The sequence below is a fragment of the Turicimonas sp. TL08 genome, assembly GCF_054660695.1.
The window spans coordinates 1-18,486 of sequence record NZ_BAAGDP010000004.1; the positions used below are offsets into that span (position 1 = coordinate 1).

At 40.3% G+C, this 18,486-nt stretch carries 17 protein-coding genes and 1 pseudogene; 12 read left to right on the forward strand and 6 right to left on the reverse strand.

The genetic code is table 11. The features are described 5' to 3' along the window. Window positions 1–279, forward strand: a pseudogene (gene tnpA, locus ACYQ4O_RS02875) (IS200/IS605 family transposase); the annotation flags it as partial. Between the two features lie 49 nt (window positions 280–328). Here the strand turns inward: tnpA and ACYQ4O_RS02880 are convergent. Both ACYQ4O_RS02880 and ACYQ4O_RS02885 read right to left on the reverse strand, forming a co-directional pair. Continuing rightward, window positions 329–790: a C40 family peptidase gene (locus ACYQ4O_RS02880; protein WP_460174690.1), complete on the reverse strand. Its 462-nt coding sequence runs from the start codon at window positions 788–790 to the stop codon at window positions 329–331. Window positions 791–954: 164 nt separating this feature from the next. Continuing rightward, window positions 955–1,317 (reverse strand): hypothetical protein, encoded by a 363-nt coding sequence (locus ACYQ4O_RS02885; protein WP_308513951.1) that lies wholly within the window; start codon window positions 1,315–1,317, stop codon window positions 955–957. A 578-nt stretch (window positions 1,318–1,895) separates the two neighbouring features. On the opposite strand from ACYQ4O_RS02885, the gene ACYQ4O_RS02890 reads away from it, so the two are divergent. The 5 genes from ACYQ4O_RS02890 (at window position 1,896) to ACYQ4O_RS02910 (ending at window position 6,351) form a co-directional block, all read left to right on the forward strand. Then, window positions 1,896–2,606, forward strand: a complete 711-nt coding sequence (locus tag ACYQ4O_RS02890; protein ID WP_308513950.1) for a nucleoside recognition domain-containing protein — start codon at window positions 1,896–1,898, stop codon at window positions 2,604–2,606. A 14-nt stretch (window positions 2,607–2,620) separates the two neighbouring features. Next, a complete protein-coding gene (locus tag ACYQ4O_RS02895; RefSeq protein ID WP_308513949.1) occupies window positions 2,621–3,097 on the forward strand; it encodes a YjiG family protein in 477 nt (158 codons plus the stop codon). 13 nt (window positions 3,098–3,110) lie between these two features. Further along, window positions 3,111–4,256: a beta-aspartyl-peptidase gene (iadA, locus tag ACYQ4O_RS02900; protein ID WP_277037055.1), complete on the forward strand. Its 1,146-nt coding sequence runs from the start codon at window positions 3,111–3,113 to the stop codon at window positions 4,254–4,256. A 76-nt stretch (window positions 4,257–4,332) separates the two neighbouring features. Further along, the gene (locus ACYQ4O_RS02905; RefSeq protein ID WP_460174691.1) at window positions 4,333–5,349 is read left to right on the forward strand and encodes a LysR substrate-binding domain-containing protein; all 1,017 of its coding nucleotides are present in this window, start codon (window positions 4,333–4,335) and stop codon (window positions 5,347–5,349) included. Window positions 5,350–5,409: 60 nt separating this feature from the next. Beyond that, on the forward strand, window positions 5,410–6,351 hold the full coding sequence (locus ACYQ4O_RS02910) for a DMT family transporter (protein WP_460174692.1): 942 nt from the start codon (window positions 5,410–5,412) through the stop codon (window positions 6,349–6,351). On the opposite strand, the gene ACYQ4O_RS02915 is transcribed toward ACYQ4O_RS02910, so the two are convergent. Continuing rightward, the gene (locus ACYQ4O_RS02915) at window positions 6,310–7,035 is read right to left on the reverse strand and encodes a DUF554 domain-containing protein (protein ID WP_460174693.1); all 726 of its coding nucleotides are present in this window, start codon (window positions 7,033–7,035) and stop codon (window positions 6,310–6,312) included. The genes ACYQ4O_RS02910 and ACYQ4O_RS02915 overlap by 42 nt on opposite strands. A 1,691-nt stretch (window positions 7,036–8,726) precedes the next feature. On the opposite strand from ACYQ4O_RS02915, the gene ACYQ4O_RS02920 reads away from it, so the two are divergent. Beyond that, window positions 8,727–9,968, forward strand: coding sequence for a dicarboxylate/amino acid:cation symporter (locus ACYQ4O_RS02920; protein WP_460174694.1), 1,242 nt, complete (start codon window positions 8,727–8,729; stop codon window positions 9,966–9,968). Between the two features lie 120 nt (window positions 9,969–10,088). Then, entirely contained in the window at window positions 10,089–10,277 is a 189-nt protein-coding gene (locus ACYQ4O_RS02925; protein WP_460174695.1) for a hypothetical protein, read from the forward strand. Window positions 10,278–10,285: 8 nt separating this feature from the next. Here ACYQ4O_RS02925 and ACYQ4O_RS02930 read toward each other — a convergent pair whose 3' ends face one another. Beyond that, window positions 10,286–10,750, reverse strand: a complete 465-nt coding sequence (locus tag ACYQ4O_RS02930) for a peroxiredoxin (protein WP_460174785.1) — start codon at window positions 10,748–10,750, stop codon at window positions 10,286–10,288. A gap of 107 nt (window positions 10,751–10,857) precedes the next feature. Then, the gene (locus ACYQ4O_RS02935; RefSeq protein ID WP_460174696.1) at window positions 10,858–12,075 is read right to left on the reverse strand and encodes a hypothetical protein; all 1,218 of its coding nucleotides are present in this window, start codon (window positions 12,073–12,075) and stop codon (window positions 10,858–10,860) included. Window positions 12,076–12,219: 144 nt separating this feature from the next. On the opposite strand from ACYQ4O_RS02935, the gene ACYQ4O_RS02940 reads away from it, so the two are divergent. Then, the gene (locus ACYQ4O_RS02940) at window positions 12,220–12,636 is read left to right on the forward strand and encodes a deoxycytidylate deaminase (RefSeq protein ID WP_277041476.1); all 417 of its coding nucleotides are present in this window, start codon (window positions 12,220–12,222) and stop codon (window positions 12,634–12,636) included. A gap of 37 nt (window positions 12,637–12,673) precedes the next feature. On the opposite strand, the gene ACYQ4O_RS02945 is transcribed toward ACYQ4O_RS02940, so the two are convergent. Then, a complete protein-coding gene (locus ACYQ4O_RS02945; RefSeq protein ID WP_460174697.1) occupies window positions 12,674–13,048 on the reverse strand; it encodes a ribbon-helix-helix domain-containing protein in 375 nt (124 codons plus the stop codon). A 519-nt stretch (window positions 13,049–13,567) separates the two neighbouring features. Here ACYQ4O_RS02945 and ACYQ4O_RS02950 point away from each other — a divergent pair. The 3 genes from ACYQ4O_RS02950 to ACYQ4O_RS02960 are packed head-to-tail and all read left to right on the forward strand — an operon-like array spanning window position 13,568 to window position 18,420. Next, window positions 13,568–16,693, forward strand: coding sequence for a molybdopterin-dependent oxidoreductase (locus ACYQ4O_RS02950; protein ID WP_308513943.1), 3,126 nt, complete (start codon window positions 13,568–13,570; stop codon window positions 16,691–16,693). A gap of 13 nt (window positions 16,694–16,706) precedes the next feature. Beyond that, window positions 16,707–17,639 (forward strand): 4Fe-4S dicluster domain-containing protein, encoded by a 933-nt coding sequence (locus ACYQ4O_RS02955; protein WP_308513942.1) that lies wholly within the window; start codon window positions 16,707–16,709, stop codon window positions 17,637–17,639. Window positions 17,640–17,649: 10 nt separating this feature from the next. Continuing rightward, window positions 17,650–18,420, forward strand: a complete 771-nt coding sequence (locus ACYQ4O_RS02960; protein ID WP_460174698.1) for a cytochrome b/b6 domain-containing protein — start codon at window positions 17,650–17,652, stop codon at window positions 18,418–18,420. Window positions 18,421–18,486 lie beyond the last annotated feature (66 nt).

Genomic DNA, 18,486 nt, shown 5'->3' on the forward strand with positions numbered 1-18,486 from the left:
AGTTTGTAATGATTTTGAAGCTGACTTAGTAGAGTTTGATGGCGAAAAATATCATGTTCATTTGTTAATTACTTACCCACCTAAAGTCTCTATATCTCGTTCAGTCAATTCTCTGAAAGGAGTATCGAGCCGTCTTATTCGAAAAAAGAAATATCCCTCCATTCGTAGCCTGTTATGGGGGATGCTCTCTGGGCTCTTTCTTATTTTGCTGCAAGTTGTGGGGGTGCACCTATTTCTATTATCAAACAGTACATTGAACAACAGAATACACCTGACTGAAAAAATTATTATATTCGACCCTTATATCACCGTCCTAAAGGACGGTGTTTTACGGGTCGGTCTGATAAATGATGCGGCGGAAACCAACCACCCGAGGTTTCCAGTAGACTCCGTTCATTGACTCCAAACGAACATGAGAGCCGGAAGAGGGCGCATGCAAAAAGCGGCCTTTATCAGCGACGAGACCGGTATGGAGGCGTCTTCCGATTTTAAATACAACTATATCTCCCAATTTCGCGTCGGCTCTTTTTATTTTTATTCCCGCTTTTGATTGATCTTGAGTTCGTCTTGGGACAGCGATACCGTGAGACTGATAAGCCCAGTAAATAAGGCCAGAACAGTCAAATCCTTGAGATGGAGAAGCTTTGCCGTAAGAATATTTTTTCCCGATTTGCGACATGGCTGTCTCGAGAACATTCGAACCGGGAGTGCCGTCGTACTCTACCGGTGCATAACCGGAAATAGTGGAAGAATTAAAAATAGAACAACCGGCTTGAAACAAAAAGAGCAAGGAGAGAATAACTAACCTTGCGGTGTGTAATACTTTCTGCCGGTAACTTTTTGACAAAACTTCATGCATTCGAAAATTATAATCGGGAAGAACAGCAGAAAAGGCCAAGCACGATGAAAAGTGATTGGCCTTTTTGAAGGAAATTCCGTTAATCTGAGCAGAAATTATTTTTGTTCAGCTGCAGGAGCTTCAGATTTCTTTTCCTGAGCAGCGGGAGCTTCTGTCTTTACTAGGAAAGTAGCTAATTGGCAAAGCTTTTCGTGAAATTCTTTCTTAGCATTCAAGTTAAACGGAAGACCGGTTTCTGTGAATGTCTTCAGTACAGAATCAAAGTTAGTGAAGATGTCGCCGCGGTTGAAAGCTTTTTCATGAACGACTCCAACCATATCACACCAGGCGAATGTAACTTGGAATACTCCGTTAACTCTTTCAATTGTTCTTAAAGAAACGTCACCCGGCTTAAGCGCTCTGTTTTTTTGTTCTTCAGGAACTTCGACTTTGAAATAATCTGCAGAAGGTCTGCCCATTTTTTAGTCTCCTATTTAATAATCAGGATTAGTGAGAACAAAGATAATAGTGCAGAGCTTCCAATCTGGCAAATCACCACTCTGGTTTCCGTTCTATACATTGCTTTCTAAATATTAAGAAGTAATCAAATAATTTCTTTCATGACAAAGGAAGAAAAAGTACTCAGATTTCTTCTTTTTGTGCGATAAAAACTACTTTTACTATCTGAAAAATCTCAAGAAACAACCCTTATCAAGACTTCTTCAAATAGAAAGTTTCATAATTTTTCATAGGGTATTTGCTTAATACTATGGAGATATAAAATACTCTAAAAAAAACAAAATGTTTTCTATCTATTTATTTTATATGAGTATTTTTTATTTTGAATGATATATATATCTTTCAACATTTAAATTTTTAATTCTCATGCTATTAGATAAAACCTGAATAGATAATAAGAATTAAAACTTACATAATTCACTTGTTAGCATTTTTTGCTATCGGTAAGGGGGGCTTATAGATCGCATTCTGCGGCTCTTCCATTACACATATAAATAAGTCCTTCTATTTTTCATCTCTACTTTTAACAGGAATTGATATGGCTTCAACTGCTAATACTCCAAAACCTGAAATGGACGGCTGGAGAAGTGAGAAGGTTACCATCGGTAATTACATCTCTCTTGCAATCGCTATTGTCTTCTTCTCAGGTGTTTGCGCATCTACTCACTGGTGGGGTATCTTCGACTTCACTACATTGAACGGCGGCTTTGGTAAGTTGGTATCCGGTGTTTCTCAGAACGCTGACGGTATTCACACTGCCATGGCTAACTTCCGTGGTAAAGGCGGTTCCGGTGCTATTGACGGCTTTATGTTCGCTTTAACATTGGTCCCAACAGTTATGTTCGCCCTGGCCATGATCACCATTTTCGATCACTTTGGTGCTTTGAAGGCTTGCCGTCAATTACTTACTCCGATCCTCAGACCGTTGATTGGTGTTCCGGGAGCCGCCGGCTTGGCTCTTATTGCTTCTCTTCAATCTACTGACGGCGGCGCTGCTTTGACACGTCAGTTAAAGGACGACAACGTTCTTACAGATAGAGAAATCAATAACTTTGCTGCTTTCCAGATGACTGCTGATGCTTGTATTACAAACTTCTTCTCATCCGGTGCAGTTCTTTTCACATTAGTAGCCGCTGATGGCAAACCTGCAGTACCAGTAAGCTTGGGCGTTTGCTTAGGCGTTCTTCTCGTTGGTAAGGTATGTGGTGCCAACCTCATGCGTTTAATCCAATTACGTTCTAAGAAATAAGAAGGAGAGAGATAATGTCTAGTAGTCCAAACTCTAAACCAATGGTCACCGACGTTTTCGTTAACGGTGCTATTCAAGGCTGGAACATTGCCACACACTCCACAATTCCGAACGTTTTGATGGCTTTCGTTATCATTCGTATCTTGGACGTGTCCGGTCTCCTCGCTTTAATCGGTACAGGCCTCGGACCAATCATGGGTATCTTCGGTCTTCCCGGTGAAGCCGCAACCATTTTGCTCGGCGGATGGATGTCCATGGGCGGTGGCGTTGGCGTAGCTGTAGCTTTGTTCGACAAGGGCGCTATCAACGGTCAGGAACTCGCAATCTGCATCCCAGCTATCTATTTGATGGGTTCTCAGGTTCAGTACATGGGCCGCTGCCTTGGTGTTATCGGCATCAAGGGTGCTGACATGCTCAAGATCATGGCTGTTCCTCCGATCATCGCCATTTGCTCTCTTTGGATCATGAACATTTTCGTTCTCGGTTCATAATTAGGAGTCTTGAATGCCAACCGGATATTTGTTTAGAAACGCAGAAGTTTACGCACCAGAACACTTAGGTCGTAAAGACATCCTGGTAGTAGGACAAAAGATTATCGCTATCGATGATCACATTGACGCTAAAGTACCGGGACTTGAAGAAGTTGATTTAGAAGGTGCGATTGTTACCCCAGGTTTGATTGACCAGCACATCCACGTCACCGGAGGCGGCGGGGAAGGCGGTACAGTCACTCGCGCCCCTGAACTCAATTTTTCTGAATTAGTTGAAGCAGGTATTACATCCTTTGTCGGTGTTTCTGGTACCGACAGCGAAACTCGTCCTATCGAAGCCCTTATGGCAAAAGTAAGAGCTTTAACTAAGGAAGGTGCTTCTGGCTGGATGTGGACCTCAAACTATCGCTATCCTCCGACAACCGTTACCGGTGATGTTCGTAAGGATCTTCTGACAATTCCGGAATGCTTGGGTGTGAAGATTGCAATGGGAGACCATCGTTGCTCATTCCCAACAACTCAAGAAGTGCTTCGTGTTCTTTCTGATTGCCGAGTAGGCGGCATGATTTGCGGTCACGATTCTTACTTGCATGTACATTTAGGTGATCTGCCAATCGCATTCCCTGCATTTATGGAATGCGTAAAGATGGGAATGCCTATCAAGCATATTCGTCCGACACACGTAGGTCGCCATAAGGTTGTTTTCGAACAAGCTATTGAATTTACCAAAGCCGGCGGATACATTGATATCACAACCAGCGGCGGAAATTACATGGGTGATGCCTCTGACGCCTTTGTAATGGCTCTCGAAAACGGCGCTCCAATCGATCGAATCACTTTCTCTTCTGACGGTCATGGCTCCATGCCAAGATTTGATGAAAAGGGTGAAATGGTTGGCTTGGCAGTTTGCAAGGTATCTGACAACTTGCTTATCCTCCAGAAGTTAGCTAAGAAGATTGGTCTTGAAAAGGCCCTCTTGCCTCTCACAAGAACAATTGCTACAGCCCTTTGCTTAGAAAACAAAGGTACTTTGGAAGCAGGTAAAGATGCAGACTTGCTTGTTATGAACGCTGAACACCAACCGGTTCATCTGTTCATGAAAGGCAGACAAGTCATGAAAGACTCTAAGGTTATCGTCAAAGGTACTTTTGAAGTCTAGAACTCTTTGAGTTAATTGCTAAACGGATCCTTCGGGGTCCGTTTTTTTATAATTGCGCTAAACGTTGGGGGCAGAAGTGAATGTAAAAGAGAACTTAAAAGTTTGGCAACTGTTATCGGAAATCAATAAAACCGGTAACTTAACTGATGCCTCAAAATCTTTAGACATTCCTTTGTCGAGAGCCTCAAAACTAATAAATCAGTTAGAAGAGGAACTTGGCTATACCATCCTAGATCGCTCGAAAAAACCAGCTCTCTTAACATGGGAAGTAAAGAAGCTCATGCCCTATGTTCAGCGACTTCTGTGCAATTGGAAATTTATCAGCAGTCCTGAATTTATTAAGGGGACCGCCGTTAGAAAGAATTTGGAATACTCTTTAACCGTCAGTTTTCCGGTTAATTCAGACGGTACCAAGTTCATTAATTCCTTGACTCATATTTGCAGGACAAAGTATCCGAACCTTCAGCTCCAATTTACATCAGATTGCGGGGAGACAGGTTTACTTAATGGAACCGCCGACATTGCTTGGTTTGGGTACCGGCCAAAGCATGAAGAACTGTTCTGGGTTCCGAGCGGATATCAATTTACCTTTCCAATGGCGTCAAAAAAATATAAGAAAAGATTTGGTATCCCCAAAGACATTGAAGAGCTGAAAAAGCACACCATTCTCATGAGACAGATGTCCAACGGCTCTTATTATCCAATTCTAGAAAACGGCCAGCACAGCATTGACTTAAGTTCTTACTCTCAGGTATTTCTTGGGGATGCCTCTGTCTGTAAAAGAATGCTGATCCAAGGAGAGGGCATTGCTATCGACATCGGAGCAAGCTTCGTTGATGAAGAGCTTGAGTCAGAAGAAGTTTTTCCGATTTTGACCGGCTGGCACCGTCCTCCATGGCCAATTTCTATTGCTTGCCGAAAAGAAAATAAAAACGAAAGAATTGTGCAAGATATCATAGAAATGATTCGAGATTGGTATACACGTCCCGGGCGAGACCACTGGATTTACTGGTATAAAAGACTTCAGATCCCTTCTGAAAATCTTCCCGGAATTTATCTTCCGTTCGGTTGGCGGAAGGAATTAAATCAATAATCATCCAATTCCAGTAATTATTTGTTTTTTCAGACTAATACAAGATTAATAAAAACAATTATGTCTAATTCTTTAAAAGGCGTTCTTCTGGCTTCTTTTGCCGGCTGGTGCTGGGGCTCTATGGCCGTTTGCGCTCAATACTTATTCAATTCTTGTGGTTTTGTTTCGTCCGACTTAACCACACTTAGACTTTTCGGTTCCGGTGTTTGCCTTTTATTGCTTTATGCAATTTCCACCAAAAGTAATATTTTTGCTCCTTTTAAAGATTTTAGAAACTTAAGAGATGTAGTTGTATACGGGATTGGGGTCCTCTTGATTCAATGGACTTTCTTTAAAGCGATTTCCGTAAGTAATGCCGGAACTGCTGCCATCATGGTTGGCTTTGGTCCACTATTCATTATTTTTTATTTCGTTCTAACAAAAGGAAGAAAACCGAGCCTCAAAGAAATTATCTGCTTAGCATTAGCATTGGTAGGTGTCTTTCTTCTTGTTTCAAAAGGGAATTTTAAAATTTTCGACTTGTCCTGGGCAGGTGCGCTTTGGGGCTTGGCATCTGCTGCGTTCGGTGCTTTTTGTACAGTTCAACCAAAACAAGTCATTGAAAGAGCAGGAGTTTCTTTTGTTGTCGGCTGGGGAATGCTAATCGGAGGCTTAATTGCTATGTGTTTTACCTCTCCGTTCAATGACAATGCACAGTGGACAATTCCAGCCATTCTTGCTTATGCCCAGATCGTTCTTTTCGGGACAGTAGCGGCTTTCTGGTGTTATCTTAAAAGTACGGAATTTGTTCTCCCATCCATTTCAGCAATCCTTGGCTCCTTTGAGCCGTTCTCAGCAGTTCTCTTATCCGTTATTTTCTTGAATTCGTCTTTTAATACTTATGAACTTATCGGAGGAACGGCTATTGTCGCAAACATGATTATCCTAGCTTGGCCCAAAAAACCAGCCGAGAAAGACAATCTAATTAAACCAAGGAAGATAGGCAAAAAGAACAGCTACTAGGAGAACGGGAAGCATATTCGCCACTTCGAACTTTTTACCAAAAATTAGATTCACTCCAACGCAAAAAATCAAAATAGATCCGGTCATTGATAGATAATCAAGCGCCCTGGAAGTCAATACTGGTTCAATAAAAACTGCAAGAAGGGTAATAGAGCCTTGAAAAATTCCTACGGGAATTGCTGAGAAGGCACAGCCAATGCCGAGAGACGCAGTTAAAATTAAAATAATGACGAAATCTAATACCGATTTAGCCAGTAAGATAGACATATCTTGATTGATTCCGTCTTGAATTGCGCCGACAACTGCCATTGCACCAATACAAACCGTCAAAGAAGAAACGACAAAAGCGGTTATGAAATTATTATCGTTTTGTCTGTTGGCTTTAGCTTTTAGAAACTCTCCGAATTTCTCGATTTTTTCTTCAAGTTTGCAAATCGTTCCAATTAACGTTCCAATAGCATAACTAAGAATGATCACCATGACTCCGGAAGAGGAAAGGTGAGCTCCTTCAACCTTAAGCATTTGTTCAAGGCATCCGGCGATTCCTATGAAAAGAGTACAAAGCCCGCATGCAGAAATCAGTGCATTTTGATTTTCTTTTGACAAATGCTTCCCGAAAAACGTACCAAGTACGCCGCCACAAACAATGGCAAAAATATTAATAATAGTACCGAGTCCAAACATCTTTGTTTTAGGAATTGAGTTTTATTAATTATAGAAAATTACCTTTATAAGTAAGATTCAATCTGATAAGTGATTACGATACACCAATATATAGTGAATATATAAATTTAAAAAAATAACAATAAGTAATTTACCAATATATAAAACAAACAAGTAATAATTTTAGCTTTTAAAATTTGAAATATTATAAAAATAAAGTTTTCTATTTAATATCTATTTGTTCTTAATATTAATGTTATTTATAAGTTTTATTTTCTTCTATAAAATACTTATTTTAGGATAAATATTTTAATAAACAAAGAGGAAAAGGATAGGGGACAGACCAGTAATTTTCATAGACCAATTCTATTAGAATTATATATCTTAATGTTTTTTAAAGAATTATTAATTATATCCACAATTCTACACCTTTCCTTTAGATTAATATCATAACTTGTTGTTTTTGAAATACTTTATTTTCGATAGAACAAAAACAACTCAACCAATAGTAAATACCTAATGAAACTTTAACTTGATTCATTACCATGATATCAATTAGAGTAAATAACAAAACATTTATGGATAGTTAGATTTAATTAAAATCTTTTTAAAAATTATTCAAAATGACTAGAACAACTAAAACGGCTTAAATATAAGCTCACCTAATCCATAACTAATAATCTCCATTACATCATATATAGTCAGTGCTTAATATTTCAACAAAATTTTTAAATAAAATTTAAGAATAATCTGACTATTAAAAATAATCTTTATTAACGATTAAATAATAAATAACAGAGAAGAAACATAAAATAAATATTGTTAAAACAATCCTCATAAATAAAGAGAAAGGACTTATAAGAGAAATAAAAATAATTCAGAACAGCTTATAAATTTATGAGAAGAAAATTAAAAGAAACAACTATGAGGCTACTAAGAAGAAAATTCCCTCAAAATTACTATTAACTCAACATAACTATTATTATGTTGAGTTGAGTTTAGGCCCAAAAATGGTTCAATTTTTATCTTTTTCTGCTCTTTATGAAATCTAAAAAATTTAAAAAATAAACTTTAAATATGTGAAAAAATATCTTTTATCTTTTTTTAAAAATTCTCAAAATATTAAAAATTTTTGCTTTCTATCGGGCTGGTTAGCTCACCAGTTAAATTTTTTATAACCTCCATAAAAACTGATGAACTTTCTTGTCTTTGTCAGTCTTCTGAAATTCTTTCAATATAGCGTTTAATTTTTTCTGTTCTGTCCATATCCTGACAGTTGATTTCTCACCAATAAAAATATGGGATTTGCATGCGTTAATTCAATCCTTATAAAACCCTTCAAAAACTTTCGCTTTATTTTTTGTCTAATTTCTTATAAAAATTAAAACATCTTCTGATAGCCAATTGGTTTATGAAAATATTTATTCTAAATTTCATGGCTTTCTAAGCACTTTTGTCTCTTATTTTTATTATTAAAAGGCTTATTCAAAAATCACTTTATTTTCCAAATAGAGAAGATTTTTTCATGAAGCGAAATTTTATTATCTAATAGTAGTTTTTATACAACTGACTTTGTACTTAATTCAAATTAATAAGGCCCCTTTTGCATTTCTCTCACCAAAAATAGGTAATCACACTGAAATAGATTTATCATAGTTACTAGTTGTAAAGAAAATTACAATTATTCCTGATAAACCCTATTGGAGAAAATTATGGCTAAAAAATCATTTTGGCTAGGTTTGCCAATGCAAATGATGTACGGTCTGGTACTCGGTGTCATCGTGGGTACCATGGTCTCTACAGAATTTGCAACAACTTGGCTTCAACCCCTCGGTCAGCTTTTCATTCGATTGATTCGAATGGTAGTAGTTCCTCTTGTTATTGCCACTTTGATCGCCGGCGCTGCAGGACTTGGGGATGCAAGTAAGATCGGATCAATTGCTGTAAAAACAATTTTAATCTTTGCTATTACAACAGCAGTAGCTGTTACCATTGGTTTGATTGTTGCAAACTTTATGGATCCGGGACTTGGCCTTTCAATTTCCGTTGAAGGACTCAAGGCAAAATCTGCAACCCCACCTCCACTTTCTAAAGTCTTGATGGAAATTGTTCCAATCAATCCAATAGATGCCTTTGGTAAAGGCAATATGCTTCAGGTAATTTTCTTCTCCATCTTTTTTGGTTTCTGTATTTCCGTTATGGGCGAACCAGCTAAGATGTTGACAGACTTTTTCCAAAAAGTCGGTGATGTCATGATCCGAATGACCAACTATGTAATGCTTTATGCTCCTATCGGTGTATTCGGCCTTATCTCTTACACAGTTACTAAACACGGATTGGCAGTTTTGCTGCCTCTCGGAAAATTAATCCTTTGCGCATTTATCGCTACTGTAATTTTTGTCGTTATTACCTACTTGCCTTTGGTCAAGTTGATCGGCATGAGCATTTCAAAATTCTTGAAAGGAGTTTTCGAACCATGGTTAATCGCTTTTACCACCTGCTCTTCCGCTGCTGCTTTGGCTATCAACCTTGAAAGTACAAGACAATTAGGTTCTTCGAAAGCAATTGCCTCTTTCGTAATTCCTCTTGGAAACACCATCAACATGAACGGTACTTCCATTTACATGGGCGTAACCGCAGTATTCGCTGCTCAGGTTTTCGGCATCGATCTTACAATGACTCAACAGTTTGAAATTGTACTCATGGGTGTTCTTGCAGCTGTTGGTACAGCAGGTGTTCCGGGAGCCGGTTTGATCATGACAACTCTAGTTTTCACAGAAGTTGGTATTCCTCTTGAAGCCGTTGCCTTGATCGCTGGTGTTGATAGAGTTCTCGATATGATCAGAACTTCTGTAAACGTCCTCGGTGATAACCTTACTGCCTTAGTAGTTTCCAAACTCGAAGGTACACTCGGTACAGAAAAAATGGATAGCGACTCTCAGTTAGCTAGCTAATTCAAAATAAGTAAATAGGACCTCGCTTTTGCGAGGTCTTTTCTTAAGTTGAGTAAAAAAATTGTTATAAGATTCCGCTTTCTTGGTATCCTAGAAGATGAAGCAATTTTTTAAAAGACAATGGATTTACTTTCTTCATTTAACAATTGGCTCCAGACTTTTCTATATGAAATATCTAGTGACCTTGACCTAACGGACTTCTTTGTCAGTCTGCAAGATGACATGAATTTCTTTTCTTACTATCTTGATGAAATTCTTGACACAATTAAAACTCTCGCCCGCATTTTTACAAGCGGCATCCTCTTCTAACTTAATTTTCAGACACCAAGATCTTTAATTAGCTGATCTACATGAGTTTTTGAATTCACCTTTCTATATTCATGGGTAAGAATTCCGAGCTCATTTATTACAAAGGTAGATCTCTCGATACCAAGATATTTCTTACCATACATGTTCTTCAACTTCAGAACGCCATATTCTTTACAAACGAATTCTGTCGGATCAGAGAGCAAAGTGAAAGGTAATTCTTTATTCAATTTAAATTTTGCATGACTGGCAACAGAGTCTCTTGATACTCCTAAAACCACATACCCAGAGGCAGTAAATTTTTTAAGGTTCTCTTTGAAACTTAGAGCTTCAAAAGTGCAGCCGGAAGTATTATCTTTTGGATAAAAATACAAAATTACTTTTTTTCCTAAAAGATCAGCAAGACTAAGTTCACTTCCTGTATCCGTTGATAAGGTAAATTCAGGAGCTTTTTCACCAACAACTGCTCTATTCATTGCAGCGATTTTTTCAAGATCTACAGGATTCTCGTTTTTATTTAAGTGGCACATTTCTTGTCCTTAAAGCAAAGGCCTGTAAAAACAGGCCTTCTAAAAAGTTAAATTTATTTATTCAATTCGTTTTTAGGAATAATCGGTTCTGAAATCTTCTCAGCTTCAGCCGGTTTGATTGTTTCATTCTTCGTAGAAGCGTTTCCCAAAATAATAACACTATCTTCCGGTTTCTTATCTTCCTTAATAGTCTTATTATCTAATTTAACATTTTGTTTTACTTCTTTTTCGTTATTCCCTTTTAAATTATCAACTGGTTTTTCTAAAGGTTTTTCAAAGGAATCAAAACCTGTTTTTAAATTATCCTTTTTTTCTTTTATCTCTTCTTTTACTGAGTTAAATTCTGATTTTATTTGAGAGTTATTTTCAGTTTTTTCCTTAGGTTTAATTTCTGCCATGATATCTTTTTTTACGTCCGGCTTTACTTCTTTTTCTGTTTTTTTAGTAAATCTTTCGAAACCAAAACCAAAGCCCTTTTTCTGTTTTAGTTCCTCAGAATTCTTTACTTCCGGAGCTGTTTTAGAAGAGTTGTCGAGCTTGGAATCAACACTATTTTTTTCGTTCTTGACAACTTCTTTTTTCAACACAGGTTCCTTATCCCCTACTTCGTTGCTGAGTTTTTTCTTTTTGTCAATAGGAGCTCTGAAAGCATTGATATAAAGAATGAAGCTCAATAAGGCTGCAAGCCCAGAAGCTGCTAAAACAAAATACCATTCAGGGAAATTAAATGTCAGTCTCAGGATATTTAACGGAGTATTAGTTGGATGGAAGAACCATATGGCTCCTGACAATGTACTCCAGAAAACCAGATTAAAACCAAAGACCCATCGAGAAGCAGTTCCCCTTCCGTTAATACAACAGATAGAGAAACCCAACAAGAATAAGATGAAAGTCATTACTGCATTTTCTACCTGTAAGAAACCTGCCCATCCGGTAATAAATTCAGGATGCTTCATAGCTGGTTCAGGAGCTTGGTAAGTATCAGTTATTTGTAATGAGGGTTCATTTTTTACCTCAATTGAAGCCGATTTTTGAAGCATTTCTACTTTTGGTACTTCAACTTTATTTTCTGTATTTACTGTATTATTAGATGCAGGAACTTCAATAGTATCCGGAACCTTTTGAAGCAAAGCTGTAGCTGTTTTATTTAGAATTTGAATTTGTTTTTGTTCGGGATAAAAAATATTTTCTCCTTTCACATAAAGAAAGTATCCAAATAATGAATGAAGAAGCATTCCGATAAAACAGATTAAGGCAAGTAATACTTTCATAGCTAGACCTGTAAGAAATATTTTCATAAGGTTAGCACACTGACTATTTCCGGAACCTACACATAATCCATTTTGAACCGTATTTTTGAGGCTTTCGGCCCAAATTGCTAAAATGCGTTTTGTTTTTCTTTTCAGAGAGAAGAAATGGATATCAAAAAAGATAACGCCATGTACATGGAGATTGCGCTTCTAACTTCAAAAAGAAGTTATGCGAAGCGTCTCAAAGTAGGTTGCGTGATAGTAAAAAATCATTCCATTATTTCTTTCGGCTGGAATGGAATGCCCACCGGTTACGATAATTGCTGTGAGGATGAAGTCGACGGAAAACTTGTCACTAAGCCGGAAGTCCAGCACGCTGAACTAAACGCTATTGCCAAACTGGCTCAGAATGGCTATTCGTCCGAGGGGGCAAAAATTTTTATAACTCATAGCCCTTGCCTCCACTGCTCTCTTCTTATTCAAAAGTGCGGGATAAAAGAAGTGTACTACCACACTACTTACCGGAGCTCAGACGGAATCGAATTCTTAAAAAAATCAGGGATTAAAGTCGAACAACTCTAAAAAAGGCTCCTTTAGAGCCTTTGTGGGAAGGAATTTCTTACTTGGTTAGCTTATCTTTAAGAGTTTTCACCCCTTCATTGACCATATCATTGAATTGACCAAAGGTGATTCCAGAATACTTTTCTTTTGTCTTTTGGACCGCCTGATTAATCATATCGCGGATCTCTCCTTCAGTTATTCCGCTGTATTTTTCTTTGAACTTAGCCAAAGAAGCAGCAATTAAGTCATTAAGCTCCCCTTCCGTCACATCACTTTCTTTATCCAGAGCTCTGGGATCCTGAACAAATTTACCTACTGCCGTTGCGACCAAATTTGAAAGTCCTTCAACTCCTTGTCCGCTTTCTGCAAGATATTTCATAGCGGCATCGTTCAACTCTTCAGGCACTGAAATGTCCCATTTAACAAGTGACATCTTTATCTCCAAAAACCGTGAAAAATTTCACATTAATGAGTGAATAATAAGAAAGATAAAGCGTAGATCTCTTACTTATTCACCAAAAGGAGTTATTCAATTCGATAAATAATTAAGGGTTTTCATCAATAATCTACTAAGTGTTTTCCTTAATACAAAAGCAACACTTCTGGCGAAAGGAGAGGGAAAAATATTTTAATTTGTATTATCAATTGTAATTTTAGATTTCAAAATTCATCCGTTTAGATAGGAATATCATCCGTACTTGAATGATCAACAATACCCTCCTCTTTTCATAAACTCCCTGGCTTTCAATCAATCTAGACGAATTCTCTATCTAATGAGGTATATATTTTTATAACTCTTAATAATTGCCCATTAAGCCGAGTGGATGATTGTCTGTTTGAATATTCACTTTTATAGTTTCTTGGAATAGTTGGATCCCCCAACACTACTATCGTCTGAGGCAAATTCCACCCCCTTTTTTGGAAGCACCTCGGAAAAGGAATTCTAGGCATTATGCAAACTACACGAAGACATTTTCTGAAATCGTCTGCAGCATTTAGTCTTGCTTCTGCTGCCTTCAGCGCAAAAGCTGCCGGCAGATTTGTACCAGGGCAAGTTAAACCTTGGAAGCTGCACGATACACAAGAGTTCTTGAATATTTGCTGCTACTGCTCCGGCGGATGCGGCACAATTTGTTCTGTCCGAGATGGAAAATTAGTAAACATCGAAGGCGACCCCGATAACCCCTGCAACTTAGGCGGCCTTTGCCCGAAGGGTTCTGCCTTAACAGGTCTGAGAGACATTGTTTCTCCGAAACAGAAACTTATTGATCACCCTTATCGTCTGACACAGCCTTTGGTTAGAAGACCGGGTTCTAAGGAATGGGAACCGATCTCTTGGAGCCAGATTATTGACGAAATCGCCCGTGCAATCAAAAAGACACGTGACGAATCCTATACAACTGTTGAAAACGGCGTTACTGTAAACCGCTGCGAAGGTATTGCCAGCTTCGGCGCTGCTCAGCTCAATAACGAAGAAGGTTACTTGGTTCAGAAGTTTGCACGTTCTTTGGGTGTCGTTCAGATCGATAACCAAACTCGTGTTTGCCACTCCTCTACAGTTTCCGGCTTAGCTCCTTCCTTTGGCCGTGGTTCTATGACCAGCCACTGGTGCGACTTCCAAAACTCAGACGTTATTCTTTCCATCGGTGCAAACAACGTAGAAAACCATCCATTGTCTTCCCGCTGGGTTCATAAGGCAGTAGATAAAGGCGCTAAATGGATTGTTGTTGACCCAAGATTCAACAGAACTGCGTCTCAAGCCGATATTTTTGCTCATATCCGTCCGGGTACAGATATTGCCTTCTTCGGCGGTATGATCAACTACATCCTCTCTAACAACCTTTATCAGAAAGAGTATGTCAAGGCCTATACCAACGCCACATACCTTATCAATAAGGACTTCAACTTTGACGTTGACGACGGCTTATTTACTGGTTGGGAAGATAAAGAACACGCATACGACAACAGAACATGGATGTACCAAACAGAAGAAGTCATTCCATGGGATTCTGAACCGGGTGCCAACGGCGCATGGATTAACAACCCAGGCGTTCCAAAATTTAATGCTCCTGCATTGAAAGTACCTAAGAAAGATCCGACCTTACAGGATCCGCACTGCGTACTTAACTTGATGGCTAAGCATTACTCCCGCTACACACTTGAAAAAGTTTATGAAGTTACAGGCATCGATCCGGAATTGCTTGAACTCATTTACAAGACATACACAGCTTCCGGCGCACCGGAAAAGAGCGGCAACATTCTCTACGCCCTTGGTCAAACTCAGCACTCCTATGGTTCTCAGAACTGCCGTATCATGTGCGTTGTCCAGCTTCTTCTTGGTAACGTTGGCGTTGCCGGCGGCGGCATCAACGCATTGCGCGGCGAACCAAACGTTCAGGGTTCAACCGACATCGGCGCCACAATGGACTTCACACCGGGATACTTGGCATGGCCAATCTCTCAGAAGCATCCGACATTAAATGCCTACTTGTCTGCTGAAACATATGCAGCTGGTTACTACATGAACAAACCAAAATTCATGGTTTCTCTGCTGAAAGAATGGTTCGGTGAAAACGCTACAGCTGAAAACGATTACTGCTATGACCTCCTGCCGAAGCGCTCCTTGAAGCACAACGACAGTACAATTCCTTCCTTCCAGTATATGAACGAAGGACAGGTTAAGGGATATTTGGTCTGGGGTATGAACCCGGCTCACTCAGCTTCTAACGCCAAGTTCACAAGACATGCAATGGCTAAGCTTGATTGGCTCGTTGTTGCAGACTGGTTCGAAACAGAAACGGCTTCCTTCTGGAAAGCTCCGGACATGGATCCGTCAAAGATCAATACTACCGTCTACATGTTGCCGGCAGCTTTGATTTATGAAAAAGAAGGTTCCATTAATAACTCCGGCCGCTGGATGCAATGGAGACAGAAAGCCATTGAACCGCAGGGTCAGGCTAAGAGCGACTTCGAAATTCTTTCTCGTTTGTTCCTTAGAATTCGTCAGATCTATGCTAACGAAGGCGGTGCAAACCCAGAACAGATTCTTAAGGTCAACTGGAACTACAGAGACCCAATGGGCCATCTCGACGTTAAGAGCGTTTCTCACGCCCTCAATGGCTACAACACCAAGACTGGCAAACTCCTTGACGGCTATCATCAATTGACAGCCGACGGTTCAACAGCCTGCGGCGACTGGATTTTCGGCGGCTTCTACAACAATGAAGTTGCTAAGTGGGATCCGATGGAACAGCCATGTGCACGCCGTTCCTTAAATGACCCATCCGGCTTAGGCCTCTACTCCGAATGGTCCTTCTCATGGCCGGCAAACAGAAGAGTTCTCTACAACAGAGCTTCTGCTGACCCACAGGGCAAACCATGGAATCCAAACAAGATGCTTGTTTCTTGGAACGGAGAAAAATGGGTTAACAACGACGTCGGCGACTTCGTAACTTCTAAGGTCGAAAACGGTAAAGTTGTTCAAGTCCCGCCAAATGACAACGCCTTCTTTATGACTTGGGAACAGCACTCCAGATTGTTTGCTTACCCGATGAAGGATGGTCCGATGCCAGAGCACTATGAACCGTATGAATCTCCTGTCAAGAACCTTCTTAACGGAAGAAATGACAGCCCAATGGTTCAGTTCACACAGTGGAAGAATGTTCAACGCGGTAACGCTGAAGAGTTCCCGATTGTTGCAACAAGCTACTCCATTACAGAACACTGGCAGAGCGGTACACAAACAAGAAATATTCCTTGGCTTGTTGAGGTACAACCTCAGCCATTCGTTGAAATCTCCGAAGAATTGGCTAAAGAAAAAGGCATTAGAAACGGCGACAGAATCAGAGTCTTTAACAAACGCGGTTCTATCGTAGCCTGGGCAATGGTAACAGTACGTCTCAGACCTATGACTGTTAACAATAAACCAGTTCACACAATCGGACTTGTTCACCACTGGAGCTGGGCATCTGCCTTCTCAACCGGTGACACAATGAATGATTTGACACCAAACGTAGGCGATCCAAACTCTTATATTCCTGAATATAAGGCATTCCTCGTTAATGTTGAAAAAGCCTAAGGAGGTAAAATAAATGACTACTAAATATATTAATCAAGAAGTAGCAATGCTTTATGACTCCTCCAAGTGCACAGCATGTAAAGGATGTCAGATTGCTTGTAAGCAATGGAACGTTTTGTTCTCACCACTCGGTTTGAATGAAAACAAGTTCACAGGAAGCTACCAAGCTCCTATGGACTTGAATGGAAGCAACCGTTTGATCATGACTTTCAAAGAAAAGAGAACTGAAAGCAAGGTCAGACCGGTGGAATGGGCTTTCGGAAGACGCTCCTGCTTCCACTGCACAGAAGCTGGCTGCGCCATGGTCTGCCCGACCGGTGCTCTTAAGATTCAGCCTAACGGTGTAGTTTCCGTTAACAAAGATATCTGCATCGGCTGCCAGTACTGCCAGATGGCTTGCCCGTTCGATGTTCCACGTTACTACGGCGTTGGCGATGACACAGCCAAGATTGACAAGTGCACAATGTGCTGGGATCGTCTTGAAAACGGTATGAAACCAGCTTGTGTTTCCACTTGCCAACCGGGCGCCCTCCACTTTGGTCCTCGTGATGAGATGATCAAGCTTGGTAAGGAACGTGTTGAATTCATGAAGTCCAGAGGCTATGACAAAGCTGAACTTTACGGCGAAAAAGAAATGGGCGGTCTGCACATTCTCCAAGTCTGCAAGTTTGGTCGCGAAGCTGCCGATCTTCCGGCAGATCCGAAGCTCTCTCCAATGGTCTCCATGTCTCAGCTCTCCAAACCGGCTGCCGGACTTGCTGCCATTGCAACAGCTGGCGGCTTAGCAGTCTCCTTGATTGCTGCTATCGGCTACAGACGCAAGAAACTGTCTGTTGAAGAAGCACGCAAGACATGGACAGCACGTCAACGTACAGAAGGCGACAAGCTTGTTGTTGACGAACTCGACAAAATGAAAAAAGATCAAGCTGATCAAGAGTCAAAATAAGAGGTAAATCATGGTTGAAAAATATATCAAGAGACATTCTTTTCTGGCTCGTTTCACCCACGGAACAGCTGCCGTCTGTTGTATTCTGTTAATTTTCAGCGGAATCTTTGTTTTCGTCCCTGCTGCAAACGCTTGGGCCGGTCCAGAGTTCACAATTGCGATGAGATGGCTGCACCGCTTGGCTGCTATTCCATTCATCCTCGTGCCGTTGTATGCCTTCTTCTTCTCCTTGAAAGGAGCAAAGCATTTGTTCTGCCAGAACATTTTTGGAAAGTGGGATGAAGACGACTACATCTTCGCTAAGAAGTTCCTTCCATACTTGTTCGCTCCTGGCAAAGTTCACATGCCACCTCAGAGAGAAGTTAAGAGTATGCAGCGCGTTGCTGACGGCACCTTGTTGTTCGCCGGTATCTTCGCAGCCATCAGCGGCATGATCATGTGGCTCAACACAGGTCTGCTCCCTGGCGGTGAATGGGCTATCCACTTCTCCCAGACAACATTGTTTGTTGCTAAGACAGTTCACATCGTTGCTTTCTTAGTATTCATCGTGTTCGGCTTGGGTCACGTTTACCTTGGTGGCGGCATCTTCCAGCCGTACCGTGGCACAGCCCGCTTGATGTTCGGCGACGGTAAAGTCAGTGAAGCTGATGCAGCTTATCACTGGGGCTACTGGGCCAATGTCAAGATCGCTACTGGCGAAGGCGTCTCTGAAGAACAGAAGAACGATCCTGATCCGGTTCTGATCAAAGAAGCTCAGGCCGGTGTAAAAAAGGCCAGATAATCAAAAGTTAAATCTTTGATTTGCTAAAGATCCCGAAGTTAACCCTTCGGGATTTTTTTCGTCGGT

Excerpts from the sequence above, each read along its gene's own strand:
- ACYQ4O_RS02910 (WP_460174692.1), top strand. The coding sequence starts at position 5,410 with ATGTCTAATTCTTTAAAAGGCGTTCTTCTGGCTTCTTTTGCCGGCTGG.
- ACYQ4O_RS02940 (WP_277041476.1), top strand. The coding sequence starts at position 12,220 with ATGGATATCAAAAAAGATAACGCCATGTACATGGAGATTGCGCTTCTA.
- ACYQ4O_RS02950 (WP_308513943.1), top strand. The coding sequence starts at position 13,568 with ATGCAAACTACACGAAGACATTTTCTGAAATCGTCTGCAGCATTTAGT.
- ACYQ4O_RS02945 (WP_460174697.1), bottom strand. The coding sequence starts at position 13,048 with ATGTCACTTGTTAAATGGGACATTTCAGTGCCTGAAGAGTTGAACGAT.
- ACYQ4O_RS02895 (WP_308513949.1), top strand. The coding sequence starts at position 2,621 with ATGTCTAGTAGTCCAAACTCTAAACCAATGGTCACCGACGTTTTCGTT.
- ACYQ4O_RS02885 (WP_308513951.1), bottom strand. The coding sequence starts at position 1,317 with ATGGGCAGACCTTCTGCAGATTATTTCAAAGTCGAAGTTCCTGAAGAA.
- ACYQ4O_RS02920 (WP_460174694.1), top strand. The coding sequence starts at position 8,727 with ATGGCTAAAAAATCATTTTGGCTAGGTTTGCCAATGCAAATGATGTAC.
- ACYQ4O_RS02935 (WP_460174696.1), bottom strand. The coding sequence starts at position 12,075 with ATGAAAGTATTACTTGCCTTAATCTGTTTTATCGGAATGCTTCTTCAT.
- ACYQ4O_RS02955 (WP_308513942.1), top strand. The coding sequence starts at position 16,707 with ATGACTACTAAATATATTAATCAAGAAGTAGCAATGCTTTATGACTCC.
- iadA (WP_277037055.1), top strand. The coding sequence starts at position 3,111 with ATGCCAACCGGATATTTGTTTAGAAACGCAGAAGTTTACGCACCAGAA.
- ACYQ4O_RS02925 (WP_460174695.1), top strand. The coding sequence starts at position 10,089 with ATGGATTTACTTTCTTCATTTAACAATTGGCTCCAGACTTTTCTATAT.
- ACYQ4O_RS02890 (WP_308513950.1), top strand. The coding sequence starts at position 1,896 with ATGGCTTCAACTGCTAATACTCCAAAACCTGAAATGGACGGCTGGAGA.
- ACYQ4O_RS02915 (WP_460174693.1), bottom strand. The coding sequence starts at position 7,035 with ATGTTTGGACTCGGTACTATTATTAATATTTTTGCCATTGTTTGTGGC.
- ACYQ4O_RS02960 (WP_460174698.1), top strand. The coding sequence starts at position 17,650 with ATGGTTGAAAAATATATCAAGAGACATTCTTTTCTGGCTCGTTTCACC.
- ACYQ4O_RS02930 (WP_460174785.1), bottom strand. The coding sequence starts at position 10,750 with ATGAATAGAGCAGTTGTTGGTGAAAAAGCTCCTGAATTTACCTTATCA.